Source organism: Roseinatronobacter sp. S2 (assembly GCF_029581395.1).
Taxonomy (GTDB): domain Bacteria; phylum Pseudomonadota; class Alphaproteobacteria; order Rhodobacterales; family Rhodobacteraceae; genus Roseinatronobacter.
On the sequence record NZ_CP121113.1, the window covers coordinates 1,914,508 to 1,940,500 of the forward strand.

Here is a 25,993-nt window from a genome sequence, read left to right on the forward strand (position 1 = left end):
TCAGGTCCATCGGGATGACTGGGTAGGGCGCCCATCGTGACCAGATTGCAAGACGCGTTCGCCGCCCCGCCTTCCATGGCCTGCAACTGAGCCGAGACATCGACCAGATCGGACTTGTCAGGCCAGCGCGGGATATCGTGCAGGACATAGAGGACCCAATTCGCCGCGCAGATGATCCCGAAGGGCGCGGCTGTCATGGGATAATCTGCTCGTTCCAGAGTAGTCGATAGGCGGGCACGTCTTCTTCGATCTGACTGAACCGCCCGATTCCGTCGCGGAAGAAATTATCCTGCATGTCATCATTGCACTGGCTGACTTCGGCCACGAACACTGTCTCACCCTCGCCCCAGAAACTATGCTGCAACCCGCGCGGGATGGTGATGCTTTGGCCTGCGCGCAGCTTGTGGACTTGACCGAAGGCGGGCCGCTTTGCCCCGTCGATCAGCACAGTATCGACCAGCGGCGCGCCCTCGGCAGGCTCGACTGTGCCCGTCTCCGAAAACTCTATACAAAGCGTGCCGCCGCCGCGCACGATGATATCTTCGAGCTTGACCTTATGGGCATGAAACGGCGTCACCTGATCCGGTTCGACGAAGAGCAGCTTTTCAGCATAGGGCCGTTCGCCCGGCTGGCCAGCGATGCCGTTGCGCACGCAAAACAGTACGAGCCCCAGATTCTCGAAATCGCCAAGCCCGAAATCGGTCACATCCCAGCCGATCTGGCGCTCTGACAACCAGGCATGGCGCGCAGGGTCGGCGCGGTGGTCTTTTGGTGTCCAGCTCGCGAAATCGGGCATCGCCCAGTGATGGGCGGCAAGCAGGGTTTCGGCCTTGCGAATGGCGGCATTGATCTGAGAGCGTTTCATGCAGGATACCCGATTTTCTGAGTGGCGTGGTCCGTCCCGGCAGCAAGGGCCGTTGTCAGCAAGCGCGGTGGGCCCGCTTTCGTTATGCAGGCAAGGCCGCAGCATGGCCCATCCTTACCGCGATAGCTATTCGGCGGCCACTCGTTCGTATTCAAGCGCCGCAGCCGCTCCCTTGAGTTCGGCCAACCCCTTGAGCCGTCCGATCAACGGATATCCGGGCTGCGCGCCCCGCGTCAGATCCTCAAGAATTTCCTGTCCGTGATCGGGCCGCATGGGAATTTCCCAGTCGGCGCGGCCCGCCTTTCGGCGGCGCTGCTCCTCGGCGAGAATGGCGGCGATCAGCCCGACCATATCGACATCGCCCTCCAGATGCGCGCTTTCATAAAATGAACTTCCGAGCGCCGCTCCTTCGCGCCTGACATTGCGCAGGTGCAAAAAATGAATCCGCGCGCCGAAGTCCTCTACCATACCCACCAGGTCGGAATCCGCCCGCGCACCCAGAGAGCCCGAGCACAGCGTCAAACCATTGGCCGGAGAGTGCACCCCGTCCAACACCTTTTGCATATCCGATCGCGTGGACATGACCCGCGGCAGGCCCAAAAGCGGAAACGGCGGGTCGTCAGGATGACAGCACAGCCGAATGCCAAGCGCCTCGGCCGTCGGCACCACCTCGGTCAGAAAATCGATCAGATGACTGCGCAAGCCCGTCGCATCCAGTCGATCATATTCCGCCAGCTGCGCCCGGACCGTATCCAGCGACAATGCATTGGCGGCACCGGGCAACCCGGCCAGAACGCTTTCGACCAACGCTGTCTTCTGCGCCTCGCTATACTTGGCGAGCCGCGTGCGTGCGGCCTCGGCCACATCTTCGGAATACTCTGCGCGCGCGGCACTGCGCTTTAGGATGAGCAGATCGAAAGCCGCGAAATCGACGGCGTCATAGCGCATGCAGCGCGCGCCGCTGCCTGCCGGTGCCCGCAGATCCGTGCGCGTCCAGTCGAGCATCGGCATGAAGTTGTAGCACACTGTCGCGATACCGGCAGAGGCGAGATTCTTGAGGCTGATCTTGTAATTCTCGATATGGTGCCGCCAGTCCCCGGTCTGACGCTTGATGTCCTCCGAGACTGGAAGGCTTTCGACAACCGCCCATTCGAGCCCGCTGGCCGTGCCATCGGGCCGCTGGCTGATTTCCTTCTGGCGACGGGTGATTTCCTCGCTGGGCCAGACCATTCCGTCTGCAAAATGATGCAACGCGCTGACGATCCCCGACACGCCGACCTGTCGGATTTCGTCTATGCCAATGGCATCCGGGGGGCCGAACCAGCGCCAAACATATCTCATGCCCCGAGCCCCTCCGTTGCGCTGCGGTCTATAGATGTCAATAGGCGTCGGCCCACAGTCTCGATGGCCAATTCGCTGTCGGTATGAAAAAGGTGCCAGTGCCCCTCGCGGGGCGCGACATGGATCACGGCGCCACGCCCCTCGGTGCTCTGGCCCTGCTCGTGAACCAGCAGGGGGGCGCCGTCGGGAAACTGGCAATGCAGATAGCTGGAAGCGCCATATTGCTCGGTCATGGACACGCTAACTGGCCAGCCTTGTGCATCTTCGGCCGCCAGAACGAAATCCTCGGGGCGGACCCCCAGCGTAACCTTGTCGCCTGCGGAAAGTCCGCTGTTGCGTGCCGGAAGCCTGAGCCCGGGCAGGTCTGGCGCGCCGAAAACCAGATGATCGGCTTCAACGGCCTTGATCACGCCATCGACGAAATTCATGCGCGGCGACCCGATGAACCCGGCAACGAACCTGTTGCACGGACGGTTATAGAGATCGAGCGGAGCGCCCACCTGTTCGATATGCCCGCTGCGCAAGACCACGATCTTATCTGCCATGGTCATGGCCTCGATCTGGTCATGGGTCACATAGATCATGGTGTTTCCCAGCCGCTCATGCAGCCGCGTGATCTCAATCCGCATCAGGACACGCAATTCGGCATCGAGATTGGACAATGGCTCGTCGAACAGGAAGATCTTCGGGTCGCGCGTAATCGCGCGCCCGATTGCGACGCGCTGCCGCTGGCCACCAGAGAGCTGTCTGGGCCGCCGGTCGAGCAATTGCTCGATCTGCAAGAGCCCGGCCGCCTGCGTTACCCTTCGCGCGATTTCGTGCTTGTCCATGCGGATGTTTTCAAGCCCGAAACTGAGGTTCTGGCGCACGGTCATGTGCGGGTAGAGCGCATAGGACTGAAACACCATGGCGACCCCGCGATCAGCGGCGGGCACATTCACCACGTTCTCGCCGCCGATAAGGATATCTCCGGCGGTGGTTTCCTCCAGCCCGGCGATCAGGCGCAGCAACGTGGACTTGCCGCAGCCGGAGGGGCCGACGAAGACCACGAATTCTCCATCTTCGATCTCAAGATTGATGTCCGGTATGACATTAACCATGCCGTATGACTTCTTGAGGTTTCTGAGTAGAAGATCAGCCATTGTTGGTCCTATTTGATTCCGGTGGAGGCGATGCCGCTGGTGATGTAGCGTTGCAAAAAGATGAACGCGAGCGCGAGGGGCAGGGCTGTCAGCGTGGTCATGGCCAGAAGCAGATCATAGCGCACCTCGAATTCACTTTGATAAGAGTTCAGCGCCAGTTGCAGGGTGAATACCTCACGCCGGTTCAGCACGATCAGGGGCAACAGAAAGTCGTTCCAGCGCGACAGGATCGAGAAGATCGCCACCACAGCCAGCGCGGGGGAAGACAATGGCAGGATGATGCGCCAGAATATCCGCCACTCGCTTGCGTGATCCATGCGTGCCGCCTCGATCAGCTCATCGGGGATGGTCAGCATATATTGCCGCAGCAAAAACACCCCTGTGGGCGTGGCCACCGTCGGCAGGATCACGCCCCACAGATTGCCGACCAACCCCAACTGCGCGACTATCAGATAGGTTGGCACCAGCACCACTGTTGCAGGGATCATCAGTGTCGCGAGGATGCTCAGCAACGCGACATTGCTGCCCCGGAAACGGTATTTCGACAGGGCGAAGGCCGCCATTGAGTTCATGATCAGAGTGATGACTGTGGCGACCACAGTGATGAAGAGGCTGTTATAGACATAGCGCCACAGATCCGCGCCCTGCGCCGTCAGCAGATTGACATAGTTCTCGATATGGAAATGGACCTGGCGTAGCGGCGCGGCATTGGCGACCGGAACAGTTATCGGGCCCGCTGCGACATTGTCGGGGTCAATCATCTGGGCATTCAGCCCCACCCGACGGGTCTGGGCAAGAATGACTGTCTCACCGTCCTCCATTTGCACCTCGAACAGCGGAAGCGGGTTCGCGTAGCCTTCCACCACAACCGACTCGATTGTTTCGGGTAGAACGGTGGGCGGAAACTCGTTGAGGTTCGAGGGGGATTTGAACGAGGACAGAACCAGCCACATCACCGGCGCGAACATGACGAACAGCCCGAGCAACAGGAAGCCATAGGTCAGGTAATCCGCCAGATCGAAGCCCTTGCGGCCACGCCGCCCGGTCAGCAGTGCCCGGATCATCGAGGGATTGTTTGTGTTGTGAGTTGCGTCATCCATTGTTCGTCTTACGCGAGAAGTAGAGTTGAAGCATGGTGAAGATCAGCAGGGCCGCCCCGAGCAGCAGCGAGGCGGCTGCGGCCAGTCCGAAGTTGCGCGGCTGCGCTGCAAAGCCGGTTTCGTAGATGTATTGAACCAGCAGCATCGTCGCCGAGCCCGGCCCGCCGCCGGTCAGCACATAGATTTCGTCAAATGTCTGCACAGAGCGGATGACACACAGGATGAAAACGACCAGCAGCATCGGACGCAGCAAGGGCAGCGTTATTCTGGTAAAGACCCGCCAGTGACTGGCCGAGTCCATCTTGGCGGCTTCATAGACATCGCGCGGGATCGCCTGAAGGCCGGCCAGGAGGATGATGGTGAAAAAGCCCATATGCGCCCAGACAGTGATGAAGACTGTCCAGAAGAAGGCAGTATTGGGAAACACCAGCCAGTTGACGGCATCAAACCCCATCGAGGTCAGGATTCCGTTCAGCACGCCGTTGCGCTGTAGAATCCACTGCCAGATCAGCGCTACCACCACAGGCGAGAGCATGACCGGAAAGAAGAACACGCCGCGAAAGAACCCGCGCCCGCGGATATTGCGGTTCAGGCAGATCGCTGTGATCAGGGAAATCCCGATCATGCAGATAACCTGTATCGGCACGAAGACCATTGTGTTCCACAGCGCGCGCCAAAACAGGTCGCGCGAACAGGTCGATGGGTCAAGGAAGCTCTGGCAATCGAATAACGTCTCGTAATTGCGCCCGCCGACCCATGGCCTGTCGACCGGAAAGAGGCGGTCGCTGCCGGTCATGGAGTAGAAGACGTTGATAAAGACTGGTAGCAATGAAAACAGCAGAACTGCACCGAGGTTGGGGCCCAGAAACACCCAGGGCATTTTCTTGATCCCGATCAACCGCTGAATGCCATACATTAAAGGCTCAATGGCCCTGGCAGGCGATGTGATCACTGCGACGGCCGCACCGCCAATAGCGCCTTTGCGCATCATCCTACTCCGCTGTGTTTGTCATTGTCAGGTGGCGGACGGCGCCGTGACGCCGCCCGTGATGTCCCTGGTGGGCCTAGTTGGCCGCCTCGATCGCCAGCGTGACATCTTGCTCGATCCGGGCCACAGCGGCATCGACAGTCAACTCGTTATTGAGCACCTGACTGATCCGGGTCGTCAGCGAGTTCATCAATGCCCGCTGATAACGCCAGCCCTGAAAGCGGTAGGCTGCGTCGTCCATTTTGGGGATCTGGTTGATGAAGGTGCCGAGGGCTTCCTGCGTCCGGTCAGACGCGCCCGGATAGGTTACGCCGCGCTCGATCAGTGTTGCGCTGGCCGGGATTTCAACTGAAGCCGCCAGAACCTCTTCCAGATTTTCGGGCTGCGCGAGGTAATTGATGAATTGGCCCATGATTTCGGGATGCGCGCTGTGCTGGAAGGCCACCATCGCCCCGCCACCCGGCATCACAGTGCAGGAACCGGGTCCGCAGGGGGCGTCGATCGCACGCCAGTCGAACAGATCACCGACCTCGCGATCAACCTGGTTGAGCGCCCATGAGCCGCCGAAATACATCACTGTATCTGCGTTCAGGAAATCGGTGAACAGCTCGCGATGCGTGGCCCCGCCGACCGCACCCCATAGATCCATGGGCATGGTGCCATCGCGATGCCATTCGACGAATTGCGCAATGGCGTCACGCAGGGCGTCATCGACCACCAGATTGCCATCTTCATCGACCAGCTCGGCGCCATAGCTGATGGCGAGGCTGGCAAAACGGTGGCCCGATCTGTCCATGGCCATCGGAAAGTCCGTGCCCGTCGCCGCAGCGACCTGCCGTGTGGCTTCGGCCCAATCCTCCCAGGTTGCGCCCTCTTCGGGGACGTCCACACCTGCCTGCTCGAAGAGCGTTAGGTTCACATAGCCACCATTCACAGTCAGCGTCGACGGCTTGCCATTGATCGCCGTGCTGTCGGGATCGTCCCCGCGCAGCCATTGCAGCGTCTGGCCATATTCGCTCTCGAAAAATTCCGCATCGACCCAATCCGTCAAGTCGACATAGTAGCGGCTGAGCCCGCCCAGATCGGTGACGATTGCGCCGTCCGGCCCATCGCTCGATTCCAGTTGCACCGGCAAGCTTTCCAGCAAGACCTGGTAGGCGACCTGTTCCAGCACAACAGTCTGCCCAGGATTTTCGGCGTTATAGCGTTCGACAACTGGCGCCAGTGTCGGGCAGCCATAGCCGTTCACGTCGCACCATATGACAACCTGTTGTGCGCCAGCCGTCCCCGCAGTGGCGGCGAATACCAGGCCCGCAGCGCTGGACATCCGCAGTTTTGAAATACTCATGACTTCCTCCCTTTCCTTCCCCCTAGATCTCCCTTCGATGGCGGCATCCTTGCGGTGCCGCCGATCAAGAATATTCTGCATTTGGTCTTACCAGATTATCAACGATAAGTTTCTGCAATTTTTCTGAGTGCATAAATATCAATTAATATCATAATGTTATAGACAAATTCCGAACCATTTCACATTGGAAGCCGTTGACAGGGGCAGAAATATCAGTATCTGGTCTTACCAATCTAAATGCGTAGGATGAGACGCACCGAAAGCGGAGGAACCAGACCAAATGCCAAGATTTGCAGTTATCGGCATCGATCACGGCCATATCTTCGATCATGTGAAAGGATTGCTCGCCGAGGGGTGGGAGCTGGCCGGTCACTGTCCCGAAACCTCTGTGCCAGCGCTTCTGAAAACCTTCGAAGATGCCTATCCCGACTCGCCGCGCACAGCGCGCGCGGCTTTGTTCGACGATGAGTCCATCGACGTGATCTGCACCGCTGCCATTCCGTGTGACCGCGCGGGAATTGCCATGACCGCCATGCGGAACGGGAAGGACGTCATTTCTGACAAGCCGGGCGTCACCACGTTCACACAGCTTGCCCAGATCGAGAAAACGATTGCCGAGACGGGCCGGATTTTCTCGGTCTGCTTTACCGAACGCTTTTCCGTCAGATCGGCAGAGAAGGCGGGTAAGCTGGTGGGAAACGGTGCGATTGGTCAGGTGATCCAGACTTTGGGAACCGGCCCCCACCGCCTTGGAAGCGGCCGTCCTGACTGGTTCTACAAACATGATGCTTTCGGCGGGATCCTCGTGGATATCGGTTCGCATCAGATCGACCAGTTTCTGTTCTACACCGGGTCGGAAACCGCCGAAGTCGCGACCAGTTCAGTCGGCAATTTCGCCAATCAGTCCACGCCCGAATTCGAGGATTTCGGTGATCTGGTTCTGCGTAGCGAGAAGGCCACGGGCTATATCCGTGTCGACTGGTTCACGCCCGACGGCCTGCCGACATGGGGTGACGGTCGCCTTGTGATCCTGGGCACAGAGGGTTATATCGAACTGCGCAAATATGTCGATATCGCTGGGCGTGACGGCAAGGATCACCTGTTCCTCGTGAACAAGCGGGGCGTCGAATACATTGACTGTTCGACCGAACCCAAAAGCTATTTCCGCAATTTCGCCAATGATGTGCGCGACCGCACCGAGACCGCGATGACCCAACGCCATGTGTTGGAAGTATGTCGCCTCTCGCTGGAGGCCCAGAGCAAAGCCACGAAGCTGGCCAAGAAAGACTGAGGAGGAAGAGAATGTCTGAAAAACTGCGCGTCGCGGTGATCGGGGCTGGCATCGCCGAGCGTCACCTGAGCGGCTATCAATGGAACAAGGAAAAATTCGACGTAAGGGTTCTTTGCGCGCTGGATGATGACCGCGCGCGATCTGTGGCCGAACGCTTCGGGGTGGCTGAGCTGACGGAGGACTTCGACAAGGTTATCGAACGCGATGATATCGATGTGGTGGATATCTGCACCCCGCCCAACCTGCATTTCGAAATGTGCAAGAAAGCCATCAAGGCTGGCAAGCATGTGATCTGCGAGAAGCCGCTTTTCGGCTCGCTTGCCGAGGTCGACGAGATGACCCGGATCGTGGAGGGGACAGATCGCAAGCTGATGCCTATCTTTCAGTATCGCTATGGCACTGGCCTGCAGAAGCTCAAGCATCTGGTCGATGCCGGTCTGACCGGCAAGCCCTTCATGACCACCATAGAGACGCATTGGTGGCGCGGCCCGGACTATTACGACGTGCCATGGCGCGGCAAATGGGCCACTGAACTGGGCGGCGGGCTGCTCGGACATGCGATTCATGCACATGACATGCTCAATTATATCCATGGCGACTGTCAGGACGTCTTTGCCTATGGCGACACCTTGGTAAACCAGATCGAGGTCGAGGACACCATGGCGCTTGCGGTCCGGATGCAGAACGGCTCGCTCGCGACGCTGTCCATGACCCTTGGCTCGCGCAAGGAGATATCCCGCCTGCGTTTCTGCTATCATGATCTTGTCGCGGAATCGATCACTGAACCCTACACTATGGGGCGCGATCCTTGGGTATTCACTGCGGGCACAGCCGAACACCAGAAGCGGGTCGACGACTTCCTTGCCGAACTTCCGCTGGCCGAGGATGGTTATACCCGGCAATTCGAGTTGTTCTATCATGCTATCGTCAATGGGGGTGCCTTGCCGGTCACATTGCACGATGCGCGCAATTCGCTTGAACTGGTGACCGCTGGCTATTATTCGCAGCGCATGGGGCGGTCCGTGGCGTTGCCGATCACTGAAGAACACCCGCTCTACAAATCCTGGCTGCCATAGGCTATGGAAAATGTGGTCGGCGGCAGATCCCGGTAACACGCGGCACGAAAGGTTTCAGATGCCAAAGTCGTCCCGCCCAATCCACCCTGGCGACAACCAGCGCCTGTATCAGACCGTTGCGCGGCAACTGGCCACTATCATCGAAGAACACGCCGCCGATCCGGATTGGCGTGTTCCCTCCGAGCGCGAGCTGGCCGAGGAACTCGGCGTCAGCCGGCCTGTTATTCGCGAAGCTGTCATCGCGCTCGAGATGAAAGGCATTGTCGAAGTGCGCGGCCGCGCGGGCATAACGATCCTGCGCCGCTCAGGCATACGCTCGGCCCTTGAAACCGCCTTGGTTCTGTCCGAAATGGATGCGGGCCCCGGCCCGTTCGAGTTGCTGGAGGCACGTATGGCCATCGAGTCGAGCGCTGCGGGCCTCGCGGCGGAGCGGGCCACGCGCTATGACGAGCTCGAACTCGAAGAATGCATCGCCCAGATGGAGCAGGAGACCGACGTGCTGCTGCTCCATGAGCAGGGCGACCGGAGATTTCACATGACCATCGCCCGGATGACTGGAAATTCGGTGATCGTCTCTATGGTCGAGGCACTTTGGCAGCAACGGGACCGATCACCGATGTGGCGCAAGCTGCACGAACATATCTATCCCGCAAGCGTCCGCCCGCTCTGGGTGGGCGATCACCATGCGATCCTTGCGGCCATCCGCCTGCGCAACCGTGAGGCCGCCTATAACGCCATGGCGCGCCACTTGCGGAACGTAATTAACGAATTGCTCGAAGCGGACGAGCGCGGCCGCATCTGCACTGGAGAAACGGACCGCAAGGTTCGATAGACACGCGCCGACGCACACAGGCGTAGCTGCCGCATAGCCCCCCAAAATCGCGTTTGAAATTTGACAGCGGCGTCATTTACCATCTGCCGAAGGTGTTGCGCACGCGCCCGGCCTTCAGTGCGGGTTCCGGATCGGCGTCTGGACAGGCGCGTGCCATCATCCTCGCCGCGAAGCCCGATCACATGTGTGCCCGCCGACCGCCGTTCAATGTTTGCTCAGATCAGGAAAGCGAAACATAGTCAATTTCCTGAAAAGCAGTGACTTCAGACTGCCAGAATTCCTTTACAAATTCGGTATGCGTCGGATGGCGATTATAGGCATCATATGCCGATTGGTCATCAAACTCCATGGAGAAGCCGAAAGCAAAGCTGCACTTTGGGCTGACTTGCCGAAGCTGTTCAAATTTTTTGACACCGGGGATTTCAGCAAGAACTAAAGCTTTCTTCATGAAAGCCAGCTCTGCCTCTGAACCGGCCGAATGACGAAGTGTGAACGCAACGGTATGTCTGATCATTTCTATATCCTTTCGAAGGTTATGTCCGTTTCGTGGGACGAAGACAGTCAGATTTCTGTCTGGCTGTTTGGGTTCTGGCTTACTAGTCACATGGAGTGGGCATCGTTTGCCCCCTGTGTATCAGTGGATGTCGCACCAAAATGGGAGCCGTGTGTCGAAGGTCGGAATCTGCGCACCGTTGTAGGCCATCCCGCAGCCCATCTGGGAATGTTCTTCAGGCTGTTGAAAGGCGCCTCATGGCCTGTGAACTGCGCCAGAAATAGTCCCGGCCCTTTGATTTGGGTTGTCATTTCATAATCTTGTTAGATGTCTTCCTGTATTCCGCGCGTGGTAGTGAAGCGATCCGCGTCAGGGACATCAAGCCCTTGCATTGGTGGCTTTTCCGGCTCGCGTATCGCCTGAACTGCCGCATTTGCGAGAAACCGTCCCGCTTTGCCCAGATCTTCCTGTACCGCCATAATTTCTGGCCTGAAAAGGCTCAGAAAAGGAACAGCTTCCTTGGCGCATATATCGATGTCATGGCCAAGTCTGCGCCCTAGTGCTTCGAGCGCCGAAACAGACGCCATCGTCGTGGCTGCCGCAGCGCAGATGATGCCATCCACACTGGGCGATGCGTGCAATTTGCGCCGCATCGCCTGATCCACCTGCGGGGTCGGGCTGTCATTGTTCGCCCCCTCCAGCGTTTCGAAGATGACGCCATGCGTTTCGGCAATCGTGCGTGCCCCGTCGATCATATGGTGTGCATAGGACTGTGATAGGGGCGGTGCGACCATGACCACATGGCGGCGACCCTTTTCCGCCAGCTTCTGCATGGTGATTTTGCCAAAAGCAATATTGTCGAAGTCGAAATAGGGCAGTTCCTCACTCCAGTTTGACCGTCCATGTGTAACGAAGGGAAAGTTATGCTCCCGCAGATAGGCCAGCCGTGCATCCTCGGGTTCAATCTGGTTCAGGATCACCGCGTCGGCCGAACCTGTCTCGACGATGTAGCGGATCGGCCTCATGATATCCTCGGCTGGAAAATACGGCGTCACAATCAGATGATAGGGTGTGTTCAGCAATTCCCCGGCAATTGAAGATATGAGCCTGCCGACATGGTTCATCACATCATACTCTGTCGACATGACGAGACTGATTACATTCGTCCGCCCGGTGCGTAGGCGAACTCCCGCACGATTCGGAACATATCCGATTTCTTTTGCGATTCTCCTGACCAGAATTTTCGTCTCATTCCCGATATCGGGAGCGTCGCTTAATGCGCGCGACACTGTCGGCACAGCCAGACCACTCAGGCCCGCGATCGTCTTGAGCGTCGGCTTTGACCCGCGTTTGATTATTGCCACGACCGTTCCACCCGCAGTTTTCTACTGTCTGGCGTGATTTGCCAGAGAGGTTGATATTCGACCATATGCCATGCTCCATCTGTCGTTCATTTATTGCGACTACCCTTAGCACCTTCGATGGCTGGGCCAAAAGCAAAGCGGTGAAACAGGTTACAAGAAAAAGTAAAAAACTCGATCCAAACGGTCTTGCATCAATATTCTAAATCGTTATAGGATGATCTACAACCATTTAGATCAAGGGAGGGATCAGATCTAGTGGAGAGGGGATGGAGAGATGTTAGCGCTATCGTCGGGGGGGTAACCTCTATCGTAGGTGCCTGCGTTGCACATACCCTCAACTGGATTGGCATGCGTTGCAGGTTCTCGGCAGGGTACTAACATCGCCGGAAACCTGTCCTGACGGGGCTATCGGAAGATGACGGCAATTCGACTGTCGTGTGTCGGTCCAGCCAAGGACATCAGGGTTGGTAAATGCCGGAACAATTCCAGACATCGCCGTTGTGGCTGAGGCTCAGGATGCGCCTGCCTTTTGCCGCAATGACTACAGCACTGAAAGGACGACAGTTTGCCAACGATTTCCTATCAACTTTACTGTTCACGCAATTTCCCCCCGCTCGCCGAGACACTCGCGATGATTGCGGCAACCGGTTTCACCAACGTTGAAGGGTATGGTGGCCTCTTTGACGATATCCCGGCGCTGAAGGCCATGCTTGATGCAGAAGGGCTGCACATGTCGTCCAGCCATATGGGGCTTGATCTTGTCGAGGGGGACCCGGATCGCGCGGTTTCGATTGCCACCGGCCTTGGCATGAGCAGGGTTTATGTGCCGCATCTTGCACCGGATCAGCGCCCGAAGGATGGCGCGGGCTGGACGGCGTTCGGCAAGCGCCTGGCTAAAGCCGGTGCCCCGTTGCGCGATGCCGGTCTGGTCTTTGGTTGGCACAACCATGATTTTGAACTGGATGATCTGGGCAGCGGGGATACGCCGCTGGATATGATCATCACGGCATCAGATGAGCTTTCACTGGAGCTGGATCTTGGCTGGCTTCGTTTCGCGGGGCATGATCCTTTGGCCTGGATCGCGAAATATGGCAGCCGGATCAGCGCTGTGCATGTCAAGGATATCGCCCCCAACGGAAGTTGCACCGACGAAGATGGCTGGGCGGACATGGGCCATGGGGTCATGGACTGGAACGCAATCATGCCCGCACTGGCTACGGCAGGAATTTCCCACTTCGTTATGGAGCATGACAATCCCAAAGATCATGCCCGCTTTGCAAGCCGCTCGCTTGCAACACTCAAAACTTTCTGAGGACATAAAACTATGGCAAAACTACGCGTAGGCATTATCGGATGCGGCAATATCTCAACGACGTATCTCCGCTTTGCCCCGATCTTCAAGTCACTCTCGCTCGTTGCCGTGGCGGATATCAATCATGCATCTGCCGAAGCGCGGGCCGCAGAATATGGCGTGCGGGCGGATAGCGTTGATGACCTTATGGCCGCGTCCGATATTGACGTAATTGTCAATCTGACGGTTCCGGCTGCCCATTATGATGTGACCCGCCGGATACTTGAGGCAGGAAAACACGCCTATTCGGAAAAGCCGCTTGTTCTGACACTGGAAGAGGGTAAGGCGCTGCATGAGTTGGCTAACTCTAAAGGCCTGCGCATTGGCTCTGCCCCTGATACATTTCTGGGAGGGTCACATCAGCAGGCGCGCGCAGCCATAGACGACGGGCTGGTTGGGAAAATCATTGGCGGAACCTGCCATGTGATGAGTCATGGCATGGAACGTTGGCACCCAAATCCGGACTTCTTCTATCAACCCGGTGCCGGACCTGTTCTTGATATCGGGCCTTATTATATCACTAATCTGATCCAGTTGATTGGTCCTGTCACATCAGTCGCGGCAGTGGCCACAACGGCATTCGCCGAACGGACAATCGGCAATGGCCCGCGCAACGGCGAGACGGTTCCGGTTGCGACCCCCACCAATATCCATGCGTTGCTCGAATTTGCGAATGGCGCGACGGTCACCCTCGGGGCAAGCTGGGATGTGTGGAAACACAGGCACGCCCCTATGGAACTATACGGCGAGAAAGGATCGCTCTTCATACCTGATCCGAATTTCTTCGGGGGCGATGTCGAACATGCTGATGGAGATGGAGAGATCGCAGCTCTGCCCACTTGGGACCATCCTTATGGCAAGCCAAATGAGAAGGATCGGGCGAATTATCGTTGTGCCGGGCTGGCCGATATGGCGCAGGCAATTGACGAAAATCGCGATCACCGCTGCAACATTGATCTGGCCGTGCATGCCGTCGATGTCATGACTGGCATCCTGCGCGCAGGGGAGGCGCGCAGTTTTGTCAAGATGACCACGACCTGCGCCAGACCAGCGGCGCTTTCCCCTGAAGAGGCTCGGGCCTTGCTGGCCTGACGCTGACGTAAAGGAGGAGGGCCTTCGTCGCAGAATATTGCGGCGAGGGCAGTAAGAAGACCCACCCACCAGCCAAGTATACACCGGAACAGCAAATACGCGGCGCAAAACATGTGGTCAAACTGGAGGCAACCTTAGTGGCTAGGTATATCGCAACTCGAATCCTCTATATGATTCCGACAATCATTCTGATTTCGATTGTCTCATTTATGATCATCCAGCTGCCACCGGGAGATTACCTCAGTACGATGGTGGCCCGCTACGCAGAAACGGGCGAGCAACTCAGCCAAGAGGCGATGATCCGGCTAAGAGAACGCTATGGGCTTGGGGAACCCATGATCGTCCAGTATTGGTACTGGATCACAAACATTGTTTTCCGCGGCGACTTTGGAATGTCTTTTGCGTGGGGGCTTCCTGTCTCGGACCTGATCTGGTCCCGGCTTGGGCTGACGGTTCTGCTTTCGCTGTCAACCTTGTTTGTTGTCTGGATAATTGCGTTAACAATCGGAATTTATTCAGCAGTCAATCAATATTCTATTGGTGATTACGTCGCCACCACTATTGGTTTTCTTGGGTTGGCTATTCCAAACTTCCTTCTTGCACTTGTTCTTATGTACTTGGGATATACCCTTTTCGGGCAATCAGTAGGCGGCCTTTTCTCACCGCAATATGAAGTAGCACCATGGAGCTTTGGAAAGTTTCTGGACCTTCTATCCAACCTGTGGATCCCGATCCTAGTTCTTGGAACCGCAGGAACTGCAAGCCTGATCCGGGAAACACGTGCAAATCTTCTGGATGAAATGAGAAAACCGTATGTGACGACAGCAAGGGCGAAAGGTTTGAAGGAACGCACCGTTATAATGAAATATCCGGTACGTATTGCTCTTAACTTCTTCGTCAGTGCCCAGGCGACAATATTGGTAACACTCATATCTGGTGAGGTAATCGTTTCCATCGTTCTAAGTTTGCCAACAACTGGTCCGCTATTGCTGGGCGCGCTTATGTCACAGGATATGTACCTGGCCGCAAGCTTCATACTGATGTTGAGTGTCTTGAACGTAATAAGCACATTGCTGTCGGATATAGCACTTACATGGCTTGATCCGCGCATTCGCTACGACTGATGAATGCGCTTCAGCTTTCTTTACGGGTTTTCACTGTGATCAAATCTCGTTCACTTATGAACCCGAAAAAATACGCGTCTATAATAAGTTTGATAGCTTGACGAAGTAGACGGCGATATCGGAAATGGAGGAGTTTTCCGTTAGTGACCCATCAATCTCAAGATACCGCAATAGAAGACGACGCCAAAGTCGTTTCAAATGATATCGCTGTCGCCGGTCAGTGGAGTCTGGTCTGGCGAAAATTCAAGAAACATAAACTCGCAATGATCGGTGCGTATGTCGTGGGTTTGTTTTATCTGATCGCGATATTTGCAGAGTTCCTTGCCCCACAACTACCGAACGCTTACAACGCGCGATATACATTCGCGCCGCCTCAGACGCTTAGTTTCATCCGGCAAACCGATGATGGCATACGCATTCAGCCACATGTTTACGGATATACTGCGGAAGTGAATCCAGACTCGGGTCGTCGCACGTTTTCAATAGATGAAGACGAGATTATTCCAGTCGGTTTTTTTGTTAAAGGGGCCAACTATCGTATGTGGGGTCTATTCACCTGGAATCGACATATTATTGGCCCGAAAGAAAGCGGGGCACCAATGCACCTGTTGGGAACAGATCACTTGGGGCGCGACGTTTTTTCCAGAACTATATATGGGACACGCGTTTCGATGACGATCGGTTTGGTCGGCGTCAGCCTCAGCTTGATTCTCGGGGTTATTTTGGGCGGCATCTCGGGGTATTTCGGTGGATGGGTTGATAATGTGGTTCAGCGGACAATCGAGTTTCTCCAATCAATCCCGTCAATTCCACTATGGATGGGACTGGCTGCCGCAATTCCACAGCAAGTAAGTCCACTTATGGTCTATTTCCTTATTACCGTAATCTTATCGGTACTTGGATGGACAGGACTTGCGCGCGTTGTCCGAGGGAAGTTCTATGCGCTGAAGACGGAAGATTTTGTCATCGCGGCACAAGTTGACGGCGTTTCGAATTATCGCGTTATTTCGCGACATATGGTGCCGTCCTTTCTAAGTCATATAATCGCAACTGTCACGCTGGCAGTGCCAAGCATGATCATCGCCGAAACTGCCCTTAGCTTTCTGGGGTTGGGACTACGGGCGCCGGTCGTAAGCTGGGGTGTGTTGCTGCAACAAGCCCAAAGCGTTCGCGTGGTGGCGGACGCCCCGTGGCTTCTGATGCCGGGCTTAGCAGTTGTAGTTGTTGTTCTTGGCTTCAACTTCCTCGGTGACGGGATGCGCGATGCGGCAGACCCATACGCCAGCTGACAAACGCCGGGTCTTCGCTGCATGTGGGGACCGGCAGGCTGGAATAACACAACATCATCTCTGGGCAGACACTACAATATCTTGAAGGGATTGACGCCATGATAGACATAAATATGGGCGACAACCGACAGTCGCATGACCGCAGAACGACCCCTAGTGAAAACCTACTGGAGGTGCAGGGGCTGAAGGCTCACTTCAACACCGAAGAAGGTGTCGTGAAGGCCGTGGACGGCGTCAACTATATGGTGCGCCGCGGAAAGACTCTTGGTGTGGTGGGGGAATCGGGTTCCGGTAAATCGATCGGGGCGCGTTCCCTGATGCAACTTCTTGATCGCCCCGGACGCATTGTTGCAGGTGAAATCAAATTCAACCGCGATGATGGCAGCGTTGTCGACATTGCCAAACTTACCCCGAGAGGTGAGGAAATCCGCAAAATCCGTGCAGCGGAAATCGCGATGATATTCCAGGAACCGATGTCCTCTCTCAGTCCGGTGCACACGATCAATGACCAGATCGGAGAAATCGTCAGACTTCATTGGGGCTATAGTAAAAAGCAAGCCAGGGAACGGGTTCTGGAGTTGTTGGAACAGGTCGAGATGCCAAAGCCCAAGACGGTCCTCGATTCCTATACATTTGAACTTTCCGGCGGGATGCGACAGCGGGCAATGATTGCCATGGGACTTGCATGTAACCCAAGTTTGCTGATCGCCGACGAACCGACCACCGCCCTCGATGTGACTACGCAGGCGGTGGTTCTTGACCTGATCCGCAATCTTCAGAAGACAACGGGCATGTCGGTGATGTTTATCACGCATGATCTGGGGGTCATAGCCGAATTGGCGGATGATGTCGTTGTGATGTATCTTGGAACAGTTGTTGAAAGCGGCAGTGTGTATGAGATTTTTCAGGATCCGAAACATCCGTATACGCGATCATTGCTGGAATCCATTCCTCGCTTGGGACCAGAAAAGAAACATCGGCTCACTGCTATCCGAGGGATGGTGCCACATCCCTTAAATCGCCCGACTGGATGCCCATTTCACAATCGCTGCCCGGAGTTCATGCCAGGGCGATGTGATAAAATTGTTCCACCAGTGGAACATGTAGGTGTGAAACGCGAAGTTCGGTGTCTTTTGTATAGTGACACCGAAATTGCGGACAATCCGAATACATAAAATATTGGGTGCGACAGCAAAATTCCAAAACATGATGAGCAGCTGCACTGAAGGTCAGTGGTTCTCGGATTTGGAGAAAACTAAGTGATTTGGGGGAAGAGCGTATGAAGAGCGTGATCGAAAAGAACGATGAGTCCGTAGAAGGTTCACCGGAACAGAATGGCCAGAAGCCAATTCTTAGCGTCAGAAATCTGAAGATGCATTTTCCGATTGTGAAAGGCTTCTTCAAGCGGACCGTTGGATATACAAAAGCAGTAGACGATGTGTCATTCGATATCTTCCCAGGTGAGACATTTGGTCTGGTTGGTGAATCAGGATGTGGCAAGACAAGTGTAGGGCGTTGCATCATTCGAATTCTTGAACCGACCGGCGGAACTATTTCCTACGCAAGCGCTGATGGCGAAGACGTTGAAATTGTCGGCCTGAGTAACAAAGAAATGAAGAAATTCCGGACTGAACTTCGGATGATTTTTCAGGACCCATTTTCTTCATTAAATCCACGCATGCCAGTTTCGGCCATTGTTGGCGAAGTCCTTAAAGTCAATGGATTGGCAAATGACAAGGAAATCGACAGTCAAGTGCGCGACCTGCTAAATAAAGTAGGCCTTCCCGCAGATTATTTGGGCAGGTATCCACATGCGTTCAGTGGCGGCCAACGTCAACGGATCGGAATTGCGCGCGCCCTTGCGTCCAACCCGCGGCTTGTTGTGTGCGATGAAGCCGTTTCTGCCCTTGATGTTTCAATTCAGGCGCAGACCATCAATTTGCTGCAGGACCTACAAGAAGAGTTCGGCCTGACATATTTGTTCATTGCCCATGATCTTTCGGTCGTCGAGCATATCTCTGACCGCCTTGGCGTCATGTACAGCGGAAAAATGGTGGAGATGGGAACAAGTGATGCTGTGTATTCCCGACCACTGCACCCTTATACCGAAGCACTGCTATCTGCGGTTCCGGAACCAGACCCTACGCGGCGCGATACGGCATCACGCGTTCGACTGACAGGTGAAGTTGCCGATTCGTCAAACCCTCCAAGCGGGTGTTACTTTCATCCAAGATGTCAGTATGCGCAAGAACGCTGCAAGATAGAATCACCGAAATTTCTGGAGATTGAGAGCGGTCACTTTTCGGCATGTCATTTTGCTGGAGAGCTTGAACTTAAGGGTGCGTTCAGCCCAGAAGTAGCAAAGAAGAGAAATCAGAAAGTTGAAGAAAAATGTAAATCTGAAGTATAATTATTAATTTATACTTCAGTCATAACGGTTCAGCGTATTAGCTGTGATTTCCAGGGTTTAAAATCTTGGAATTAATTTCTATTTTCTAAATTAATTGATAAAATTGGATTATTTTTTATATTTTAAAAATTTATTTCCAGCTTATGTTGACATAAATTTATTAATCTGTGAGGCTCTATATATCTTCATTGTAATGCCGTCATGAATGGCAATTATTCAGATAACAAAGCTGCTATAAAACAGCCGCATGTTTTCTGTACTGAAGGTATCTTTTACTTTATGGAGGAGGAAGTAGTGGAGTATTTTGGTAGAGAATACGGCATAAAGCTATCAGGAGGGGTGCGGCGCCATGTGTCGTCGACATCTCTGGCGGCGATCATTGCGGTACTTCCTGCATCAGCATTCGCGGATGCGCATGCAGGAATGAATTTTCAGCAAGCCCCGGAACTGGATGAGGCCGTCAATGACGGACAGCTCCCACCTGTTGCGGAGCGGCTGCCTGCGAACCCATTGGTCATAACCCCGCGGGATGAAATCGGCCAGTATGGCGGTGCGTTCAGAAGCCTGCTGATCGGGGCCGGGGATAGTGGATGGATGTATCGCACTATCGGCTATGATGGGTTGATAGAATATGACGTTGACTGGTCTGGTTTCGAGCCCGCTGCGGCGGAATCGTTCGAGGTAAGCGACGATGCAACAACCTACACATTTAATCTTAGGGAAGGAATGAAGTGGTCGGACGGTGAACCCGTGACCACAGCTGATGTGGAATACTGGTATGAACACGAGCTGCTGAACGAAACGCTCTATCCGGTTGTCCCAGGATTCATGCAGACATCTGCAGGAGTCGCAGAACTCGAAATCATTGACGAAACGACGTTCCGTTTTATCTTTGAAGAGCCCAAAGGACTATTCCTTGATGAGCTGGCGCGGATCGCATGGATGCCAACCGCCAGGCATTATGGCGAACAGTTTCATGCCGATTTCAACGAAGAAGCGAATGCAGTTGCAGTCGGCGAAGGTTTCGATGACTGGGCCTCGTACTACAATGCGATGATTCCAGGGGTTGATGATGAGCCGATGTGGCGCAATCCGGATCTTCCGACGATTCGCGCATGGACCCCGGTAGAGGGTTACGCATATACTGGACGCACCCCGCAAGTGCGTTTCGAAAGGAACCCGTATTACTACAAAGTCGATACGGAAGGGAATCAGTTGCCATATGCAGACGGCTGGACCTTTGCGATCACTGAAGATCCGGAAGTGATGCTGTTCCAGACAATGCGCGGGGATGTCGACCTGATTCAGGAACGCGTTGCAACGCCCCAGAACCGGCCATTGCTGTTTGATGAGCAGGAACGCGGCAATTTCCGAATGATTCCACTTCAGCAAGCTAATGCGACGGCAATGGTTATCGCGATGAACATGACTCATGATGACCCTGTAACGCGGGAAGCTCTGGAAAACCGTGATTTCCGGATCGGTATGTCGCATGCGATGAACCGCGAAGAAATCAACCAGATTGTGTATGCTGGCCAATCTGAGCCTCGGCAAATGGCCCCGCATCCGGAAAACAGCTTCTACCACGAACGTCTTGAAAGCCAGTATCTTGAATATGATCTGGATCTTGCATTCGAGCATTTTGAGAAAGCTGGCCTGACACAAGATGATCAGGGTCGCTGGATTGGGTCGGACGGACAGCAAGTCGCCCTATATTTCGATGCGTCAAACCATGACCCGGAGCGCCTTGCCATAATGGAACTGGCCATCGCGCATTGGAATGCCGCCGGGATCAAGGTTGATGCGCGTGTTGTCGATCGTACATTGTTTGTCGAGCGTATTCTGAATGGTCATCATCAGATCGCAATGTGGAGTGGTTCTGGCGGGATGCGCGATGCGCTGTTTGACCCGAGATACTACTCTCCCTGGGCTGACTATTCCTTCGCAGCGCCGAAATGGGCCGTATGGAACGGAAGAGGCGCCGCAGGTGGTATGCTTGAACGGGGTGTCGAAGCGGAAGAACCACCGGAGGCTGTGAAAGAATCCTACAGGCTCGTAGAAGAACTTCACAACAGTCCACCTGAAATGCACGACGAGATCATGACACAGATTCTCGACATCGCAGCGGACGAGTTCTTTTCTATGGGTACGGTCAGCCACGCGCCAGGCTACGGTATCATTCACAACAGGGTTGGTAACCAGCCACCTGACGGAATGACATGGTCCTGGGCACTGAAAACATGGGGTCCGGCTGGTATGGAGCAAATGTTCATCCGGCAGTAGTTTCTGATGTGCTTCTGAAAACAAGTGGCCCGGCACTCATAACCGGGCCACTTGCCAATATGATATCTTGCATCCTGTGCGATCACATAATGCCAGATGTTCTGGCCTGGAAAAATATTGAAAGAAAATTCCGCCGTGCAGTTTTCACGTCATGGGGAAAAGATTTTCCTTTCTGAAACAACAAACCAAAGAGTTATTGCGGAACAATATGGGAAAGGTAGTCTGATGAGCAAGACAATAAAATGGGGTATAATGGGGTCTGGCGGCATCGCGCGGCACTTTGCCAAAGACGTTGCGCTTTCCAAGGGGGCGGAGCTTGTTGCGATCGGTTCAAGATCATTGGAAACTGCTGAAAAATTTGCATCATCTTTCAACATTCCCAATATACATGGAAGCTATGAACAGCTTGTCGCCGATCCCAACATTGACATCGTATATATCGCTACACCACATCCAGAACATAAAAGATGCGCGTTGATGTGCATTAACGCAGGCAAGGCAATTTTATGTGAAAAACCATTTGCCATGAACTATCAGGAAACTGCTGACATCATCAACGCTGCCCGTGCGAAAAAAGTCTTTGCAATGGAAGCCATGTGGTCTCGATACTTTCCTGCGATAAGAAAAGTCAAAGAATGGATAAGGGATGGCGCAATAGGCGACGTTAAAATGATTAATACCACATTTGGTTTCAAATGCCCATGGGATCCGGAATGGCGTTTGCTAAATAAGGAACTTGGCGGTGGCGCAGCACTGGATGTAGGGATTTATACAGCATCTTTTGCATCCTTTGTGTATGAAGATCAACCCGTTCGGATTGCAAGTTCCGCGCATATAGGAAGTACGGATGTCGACGAATGGTTCGCTGCAATCTTCGACTATGGTGACGGGCGCATGGCTGTCATTTCAAATGCGATCCGCCTTCCACTTCAGACCGAGGCAACTATCTACGGAACTGAAGGAAGGATCGAAATTCCAAACTTCATAGCGGCGAAGGACGCTACACTTTATCGCCGATCCAAAATTTCGGAGACATTCATTGACGAAGACCCCAGACGAGGCATGTTTCATGAAGCGGAAGAAGCAACGCGCTGTATGTTGGAAGGTCTTCTCGAAAGTCCGGAAATGCCGCTGGATGAAACACTCGCGATTATGGGAACTCTAGATGAACTACGAAGACCATGGAACGATGCGCATTAGGAAGCTCATAGAACTTAGCGTAGAAGGCGGTGTATCGGTTAATGCTTTCTGAGCAAGAAGTTCAAGATGCATAGCTAAGTGTAAAAATAAGAATGTATGCGCCAATTCGTAATTGTGTAAGGGAATGATGATGACGAAGATCAAACAATCTATCAGTTGGTGGAGTTTTGTGCCAAATAAAATGACTGCGGAAGAATTTCTGACCGTGGTCGCGGATTCAGGCTATGACGGTGTTGAGCTTGCACCCCCAGAGTATTGGCAAATGATTTTAGATTACGGGCTTGAAATCGCGGCCGTCGGAGGGCACGAATCCATCTCTGACGGACTGAATCGAAAAGAAAATTTTGACCGGATCTCTGCAGAGATACAGGATTCACTTGAGAATGCGGTGAAACTGAATATTCCGAACCTGATCTGCTTTAGTGGAAACCGCGCGGGCCTTGACGATGATCTTGGAGCGGAAATCACAGCCGATGCTCTTTCAAGGTTAGCGCCTAAAGCTGAAAGAGCTGGGGTGACACTGATACTTGAACTTCTGAACAGCAAGCGAAACCATCCAGATTACCAGTGTGACACAACAGATTGGGGGGCAAAGGTTATAAAATCCGTTAATTCCCCAAGGGTTAAATTGCTATATGATGTTTATCATATGCAAGTTATGGAAGGTAATGTTGTTGACACAATACAGAACAATTATAACCTGATCGCGCATTATCATACGGCGGGATGCCCTGGTCGAAATGAACTGGATAACGAACAGGAACTTTTCTATCCGGCCATATTTCGCGCGATCGCGAGAACAGGGTATAATGGATACATTGGACACGAATTTATTCCAAGGCAAAACGCAGCGGAATCGATCAGATCGGCACACGCGTTGTGCCGCGATTCACTGTCAAGGCCGAAATAGGTGTATTGCGGCCGATTAAAGTCCGCTTATGATCCATGTGACGCTACAGGAATCATTAAATTCCTCTTTCCATAAATTACGTATCGCAAGTATGAAGCATTACTCCCATGATTAAAATCGAATTAATACGATTGTATTTTAATTATGCTTGTCGGTGGCATTGACGGTTTCTTTGATCGCTTGAATGCAGAGAGTCTCTGAGGTAAGCAATCGACACAAAATCGTGTTATTTTTTTATGACCAATATGCATCTGATTGATCAAAGGCATGAAATACATTCACGGCTTTCACCTTTGATTCTAACATGCTGTGCGTAAGTAAAATTCAAGGTTCTTTTCATCTTGATCTTGTTTGATGGGCCGAAGTAAAGTAAACTTATAGCGCGGCGTATTTGATCAACGATGTTGAAAGGCATTGTCAATGGTAGTATCGAGTATGCTAAATTTCGTCGGGTCATGACACTAACAATGCTTTGGCGATGATCAGGAAAATAAGTCAAGATGTTTGGTAGTGAATGCAATAGCCTGTGAGCATGCCTATATACGCCAGATGGTTACCCGCAGATACGAATTAAAGGAACGGATCTTGAGCACAGAACTCACACTTGAGAAGCTTCAACTCGAACAGAAAGCACTCGTATTAAAGACGTTCAACTACGATTTCGTTTGGGCGCTCGGATCTCGTCTTCGTGAAGCGGCGGTTGCGCGCGAAGCCCCTGTTGCAATCGAAGTCCGGCACGGTTTTGATATCGTGTTCGCCAATCTATTACCCGGTGCCACGATTGATAATTTTGACTGGACGCGCCGCAAATGTGCGTCTGTCCAGCGTTTTCACAAAAGTTCGCTTGCACTTCGGTTAGAAGCTGAGAGTGGAAATTTTGACTTCAACAGAAAGTTTCGCCTTTCACCAGCTGATTTTGTTGCCGGCGGTGGGGGATACCCTTTAATTCTAGATGAGGGTACACTCATTGGCAGTGTTGGTGTGAGCGGACTTCCAGATGTTGACGATCACATGTTGATCACGACAGTATTACATGAACTATTATCTTGATTCTGATGTAAGTCAGGCCGGAGCTCACGCCGAACGAGGTCACGAATACGACATACATATTAGAGAACGAGCATTTGGGAATGAGTTTCTGGTCACGTCACAATAGAGGCAATATCGAGATCGCGGATGGTGCGTGCAATAAAACGCGGCGTGATCCGCTTCGAAGCATACTGATCGGAAGCCTAATCGCTATGCTCGGGATGCTGCTTGCCAATGTTTTTGTCGGCTCTGGTCCAGTTCACAATATCGATTTTAACGTGAACGCGACGCATAATCATGAAGAATTGATACTCAACGGTGCAACAAACTTGTCAGATGGCGCCATAATTGAATATCAGATTCCGCAGGCTTCTGGTGACGATCTGGTCGGTCGAATGACCGTTGAGAACGGTCTTTTCCATGCTAGTTTTTCGCTAGATCAGGGTGAAGATGCGCTTGAAATCGAACGCGAAGCAGTCCTAGTGTTTCAGATGATCATGTCTGACCGGCTACAGCATGTTGAAATTGTTCGTCGGTATGGTGGCTTCGGCGAGCATCTCGGGGGCGCCTATGTGGTAAATGATGATCTTGGTCAACACTTGAGAGTTCAAATACCATTAGAGTAATTCCATCCGCTACCGTTATTGTTGCAAATCCGATAAAGGTGTGGCTGGGAATAGTATCATAAGTGGCGTTGCAGGCTAATCCCGTCCCTGGGGTATGATGGATTCGGCCGCTTGTAAGAGACTACACGACGTAACCGCCCGATTGTTGCGTCGGTTGATCAGATATACCCCAAGATGAACGGTGCCTCTTTCTCATCCATCATGGCAACCGTGTCGTCGGCGAATTGCCTTCCGGTTACGCAATCTTTACCATAAGCGCCTGAAGAAGCCGGTGATTGGTAAGTCATGATTCTCTCCTTTTTTCGATAGGCTTAGTGACGCATTGAAAGCGCCATCGAGTAGAATAAATAAAGTAATTCAATAAATTGTGGAATTATCTACAAGTTATTGATTAGGTTGAAGCGGTCCTGCGGGCCAAGCCGCTCACATGTTATCTCACGTCCAACCGTTTCCGCGCAGGTCAGCCAGAACCGCCGATCTTCAGAAATCTGATAGCGCCAGTGTTGGTAAAAGTCTCGCCACGCGGCGCGCCAATGGGCTTGCCGCGTAATAGGAATCCAGTCGGGCACGGGCTGCAACTTCCGCGTGTTGAACTGGCATTTAGGTTCGGTGGTCATAAGCATTCTTGCGGCTTCCTCAAACGGAAACGCCCCGTCTTGCCCAACCAGCGAGACGGGGCGTTTCACCACCGGGGGACGTCAGGAGGACGAAAAGCCGTCCGGTGGCAGGGGGCGGACAGGGCGACAGAAGCCGCCCCGTCCAATGTCAGGAATCATTGGACTGAAGCCAACGTGACGGAAATCGCTGGATTCGTTAACTTAAATGTAAGATAATAAGTT

At 53.6% G+C, this 25,993-nt stretch carries 24 protein-coding genes; 14 read left to right on the forward strand and 10 right to left on the reverse strand.

Features of this window, described 5'->3' with window-relative positions:
• Nucleotides 1-193: 193 nt before the first annotated feature.
• The 6 genes from P8S53_RS09105 to P8S53_RS09130 form a co-directional block, all read right to left on the reverse strand.
• Complete coding sequence (locus P8S53_RS09105) at nucleotides 194-865, reverse strand: D-lyxose/D-mannose family sugar isomerase (RefSeq protein WP_277803650.1); 672 nt, start codon at nucleotides 863-865, stop codon at nucleotides 194-196.
• Between the two features lie 126 nt (nucleotides 866-991).
• Nucleotides 992-2,206 carry a mannonate dehydratase gene (gene uxuA / locus P8S53_RS09110; protein ID WP_277803651.1) on the reverse strand — a complete coding sequence of 405 codons (1,215 nt, stop codon included), beginning with the start codon at nucleotides 2,204-2,206 and terminating at the stop codon, nucleotides 992-994.
• Entirely contained in the window at nucleotides 2,203-3,348 is a 1,146-nt protein-coding gene (locus tag P8S53_RS09115) for an ABC transporter ATP-binding protein (RefSeq protein ID WP_277803652.1), read from the reverse strand. The genes uxuA and P8S53_RS09115 overlap by 4 nt, the downstream gene beginning before the upstream one ends.
• Before the next feature lie 8 nt (nucleotides 3,349-3,356).
• The gene (locus P8S53_RS09120; RefSeq protein ID WP_277803653.1) at nucleotides 3,357-4,448 is read right to left on the reverse strand and encodes a carbohydrate ABC transporter permease; all 1,092 of its coding nucleotides are present in this window, start codon (nucleotides 4,446-4,448) and stop codon (nucleotides 3,357-3,359) included.
• On the reverse strand, nucleotides 4,441-5,439 hold the full coding sequence (locus P8S53_RS09125; protein ID WP_277803654.1) for a carbohydrate ABC transporter permease: 999 nt from the start codon (nucleotides 5,437-5,439) through the stop codon (nucleotides 4,441-4,443). The genes P8S53_RS09120 and P8S53_RS09125 overlap by 8 nt, the downstream gene beginning before the upstream one ends.
• Nucleotides 5,440-5,512: 73 nt before the next feature.
• Nucleotides 5,513-6,865, reverse strand: coding sequence for an ABC transporter substrate-binding protein (locus P8S53_RS09130; protein ID WP_277803655.1), 1,353 nt, complete (start codon nucleotides 6,863-6,865; stop codon nucleotides 5,513-5,515).
• A gap of 199 nt (nucleotides 6,866-7,064) precedes the next feature.
• Between P8S53_RS09130 and P8S53_RS09135 the strand changes: the two genes are divergently transcribed.
• From P8S53_RS09135 to P8S53_RS09145, 3 genes are read left to right on the forward strand one after another with little or no spacing between them, the layout of a single operon-like run.
• Nucleotides 7,065-8,075 (forward strand): Gfo/Idh/MocA family protein, encoded by a 1,011-nt coding sequence (locus tag P8S53_RS09135; protein WP_277803656.1) that lies wholly within the window; start codon nucleotides 7,065-7,067, stop codon nucleotides 8,073-8,075.
• Between the two features lie 11 nt (nucleotides 8,076-8,086).
• Nucleotides 8,087-9,151: a Gfo/Idh/MocA family protein gene (locus P8S53_RS09140; protein WP_277803657.1), complete on the forward strand. Its 1,065-nt coding sequence runs from the start codon at nucleotides 8,087-8,089 to the stop codon at nucleotides 9,149-9,151.
• A gap of 58 nt (nucleotides 9,152-9,209) precedes the next feature.
• A complete protein-coding gene (locus P8S53_RS09145; RefSeq protein WP_277803658.1) occupies nucleotides 9,210-9,983 on the forward strand; it encodes a FadR/GntR family transcriptional regulator in 774 nt (257 codons plus the stop codon).
• Between the two features lie 220 nt (nucleotides 9,984-10,203).
• Here the strand turns inward: P8S53_RS09145 and P8S53_RS09150 are convergent, their stop codons facing one another.
• Nucleotides 10,204-10,497, reverse strand: coding sequence for a Dabb family protein (locus tag P8S53_RS09150; protein ID WP_277803659.1), 294 nt, complete (start codon nucleotides 10,495-10,497; stop codon nucleotides 10,204-10,206).
• A gap of 302 nt (nucleotides 10,498-10,799) precedes the next feature.
• A complete protein-coding gene (locus tag P8S53_RS09160) occupies nucleotides 10,800-11,840 on the reverse strand; it encodes a LacI family transcriptional regulator (protein ID WP_277803660.1) in 1,041 nt (346 codons plus the stop codon).
• Between the two features lie 565 nt (nucleotides 11,841-12,405).
• Between P8S53_RS09160 and P8S53_RS09165 the strand changes: the two genes are divergently transcribed.
• The 11 genes from P8S53_RS09165 to P8S53_RS09215 all read left to right on the forward strand — a co-directional run bounded on the left by P8S53_RS09165 (nucleotide 12,406) and on the right by P8S53_RS09215 (nucleotide 25,154).
• Nucleotides 12,406-13,152 carry a sugar phosphate isomerase/epimerase gene (locus P8S53_RS09165; protein WP_277803661.1) on the forward strand — a complete coding sequence of 249 codons (747 nt, stop codon included), beginning with the start codon at nucleotides 12,406-12,408 and terminating at the stop codon, nucleotides 13,150-13,152.
• Between the two features lie 12 nt (nucleotides 13,153-13,164).
• On the forward strand, nucleotides 13,165-14,283 hold the full coding sequence (locus P8S53_RS09170; protein ID WP_277803662.1) for a Gfo/Idh/MocA family protein: 1,119 nt from the start codon (nucleotides 13,165-13,167) through the stop codon (nucleotides 14,281-14,283).
• 137 nt (nucleotides 14,284-14,420) lie between these two features.
• A complete protein-coding gene (locus tag P8S53_RS09175) occupies nucleotides 14,421-15,407 on the forward strand; it encodes an ABC transporter permease (protein WP_277806697.1) in 987 nt (328 codons plus the stop codon).
• A 143-nt stretch (nucleotides 15,408-15,550) separates the two neighbouring features.
• Nucleotides 15,551-16,696 (forward strand): ABC transporter permease, encoded by a 1,146-nt coding sequence (locus P8S53_RS09180; protein WP_277803663.1) that lies wholly within the window; start codon nucleotides 15,551-15,553, stop codon nucleotides 16,694-16,696.
• A gap of 98 nt (nucleotides 16,697-16,794) precedes the next feature.
• Nucleotides 16,795-17,871, forward strand: coding sequence for an ABC transporter ATP-binding protein (locus P8S53_RS09185; protein ID WP_277803664.1), 1,077 nt, complete (start codon nucleotides 16,795-16,797; stop codon nucleotides 17,869-17,871).
• 197 nt (nucleotides 17,872-18,068) lie between these two features.
• Nucleotides 18,069-19,106 carry an ABC transporter ATP-binding protein gene (locus tag P8S53_RS09190; protein WP_373418522.1) on the forward strand — a complete coding sequence of 346 codons (1,038 nt, stop codon included), beginning with the start codon at nucleotides 18,069-18,071 and terminating at the stop codon, nucleotides 19,104-19,106.
• 201 nt (nucleotides 19,107-19,307) lie between these two features.
• Nucleotides 19,308-21,389 carry an ABC transporter substrate-binding protein gene (locus P8S53_RS09195; protein WP_277803666.1) on the forward strand — a complete coding sequence of 694 codons (2,082 nt, stop codon included), beginning with the start codon at nucleotides 19,308-19,310 and terminating at the stop codon, nucleotides 21,387-21,389.
• Between the two features lie 117 nt (nucleotides 21,390-21,506).
• Nucleotides 21,507-22,589 (forward strand): Gfo/Idh/MocA family protein, encoded by a 1,083-nt coding sequence (locus P8S53_RS09200; protein WP_277803667.1) that lies wholly within the window; start codon nucleotides 21,507-21,509, stop codon nucleotides 22,587-22,589.
• A gap of 130 nt (nucleotides 22,590-22,719) precedes the next feature.
• Entirely contained in the window at nucleotides 22,720-23,499 is a 780-nt protein-coding gene (locus P8S53_RS09205) for a hydroxypyruvate isomerase family protein (RefSeq protein ID WP_277803668.1), read from the forward strand.
• 585 nt (nucleotides 23,500-24,084) lie between these two features.
• Nucleotides 24,085-24,549, forward strand: a complete 465-nt coding sequence (locus P8S53_RS09210) for a heme-degrading domain-containing protein (RefSeq protein ID WP_277803669.1) — start codon at nucleotides 24,085-24,087, stop codon at nucleotides 24,547-24,549.
• An 80-nt stretch (nucleotides 24,550-24,629) separates the two neighbouring features.
• Nucleotides 24,630-25,154 carry a hypothetical protein gene (locus P8S53_RS09215; protein WP_277803670.1) on the forward strand — a complete coding sequence of 175 codons (525 nt, stop codon included), beginning with the start codon at nucleotides 24,630-24,632 and terminating at the stop codon, nucleotides 25,152-25,154.
• 158 nt (nucleotides 25,155-25,312) lie between these two features.
• On the opposite strand, the gene P8S53_RS09220 is transcribed toward P8S53_RS09215, so the two are convergent.
• Together P8S53_RS09220 and P8S53_RS09225 are read right to left on the reverse strand one after the other, a co-directional pair.
• Entirely contained in the window at nucleotides 25,313-25,441 is a 129-nt protein-coding gene (locus tag P8S53_RS09220; protein WP_277803671.1) for a hypothetical protein, read from the reverse strand.
• Between the two features lie 90 nt (nucleotides 25,442-25,531).
• Nucleotides 25,532-25,777 (reverse strand): hypothetical protein, encoded by a 246-nt coding sequence (locus P8S53_RS09225; protein ID WP_277803672.1) that lies wholly within the window; start codon nucleotides 25,775-25,777, stop codon nucleotides 25,532-25,534.
• Nucleotides 25,778-25,993 lie beyond the last annotated feature (216 nt).

Bases quoted from the DNA above. Each gene is read 5' to 3' on its own strand.
- P8S53_RS09105 (WP_277803650.1), bottom strand. From the start codon at position 865: ATGAAACGCTCTCAGATCAATGCCGCCATTCGCAAGGCCGAAACCCTG.
- uxuA (WP_277803651.1), bottom strand. From the start codon at position 2,206: ATGAGATATGTTTGGCGCTGGTTCGGCCCCCCGGATGCCATTGGCATA.
- P8S53_RS09115 (WP_277803652.1), bottom strand. From the start codon at position 3,348: ATGGCTGATCTTCTACTCAGAAACCTCAAGAAGTCATACGGCATGGTT.
- P8S53_RS09120 (WP_277803653.1), bottom strand. From the start codon at position 4,448: ATGGATGACGCAACTCACAACACAAACAATCCCTCGATGATCCGGGCA.
- P8S53_RS09125 (WP_277803654.1), bottom strand. From the start codon at position 5,439: ATGATGCGCAAAGGCGCTATTGGCGGTGCGGCCGTCGCAGTGATCACA.
- P8S53_RS09130 (WP_277803655.1), bottom strand. From the start codon at position 6,865: ATGCAGAATATTCTTGATCGGCGGCACCGCAAGGATGCCGCCATCGAA.
- P8S53_RS09135 (WP_277803656.1), top strand. From the start codon at position 7,065: ATGCCAAGATTTGCAGTTATCGGCATCGATCACGGCCATATCTTCGAT.
- P8S53_RS09140 (WP_277803657.1), top strand. From the start codon at position 8,087: ATGTCTGAAAAACTGCGCGTCGCGGTGATCGGGGCTGGCATCGCCGAG.
- P8S53_RS09145 (WP_277803658.1), top strand. From the start codon at position 9,210: ATGCCAAAGTCGTCCCGCCCAATCCACCCTGGCGACAACCAGCGCCTG.
- P8S53_RS09150 (WP_277803659.1), bottom strand. From the start codon at position 10,497: ATGATCAGACATACCGTTGCGTTCACACTTCGTCATTCGGCCGGTTCA.
- P8S53_RS09170 (WP_277803662.1), top strand. From the start codon at position 13,165: ATGGCAAAACTACGCGTAGGCATTATCGGATGCGGCAATATCTCAACG.
- P8S53_RS09185 (WP_277803664.1), top strand. From the start codon at position 16,795: ATGATAGACATAAATATGGGCGACAACCGACAGTCGCATGACCGCAGA.
- P8S53_RS09190 (WP_373418522.1), top strand. From the start codon at position 18,069: ATGCATTTTCCGATTGTGAAAGGCTTCTTCAAGCGGACCGTTGGATAT.
- P8S53_RS09195 (WP_277803666.1), top strand. From the start codon at position 19,308: ATGAATGGCAATTATTCAGATAACAAAGCTGCTATAAAACAGCCGCAT.
- P8S53_RS09205 (WP_277803668.1), top strand. From the start codon at position 22,720: ATGACGAAGATCAAACAATCTATCAGTTGGTGGAGTTTTGTGCCAAAT.
- P8S53_RS09215 (WP_277803670.1), top strand. From the start codon at position 24,630: ATGAGTTTCTGGTCACGTCACAATAGAGGCAATATCGAGATCGCGGAT.
- P8S53_RS09220 (WP_277803671.1), bottom strand. From the start codon at position 25,441: ATGACTTACCAATCACCGGCTTCTTCAGGCGCTTATGGTAAAGATTGC.
- P8S53_RS09225 (WP_277803672.1), bottom strand. From the start codon at position 25,777: ATGCTTATGACCACCGAACCTAAATGCCAGTTCAACACGCGGAAGTTG.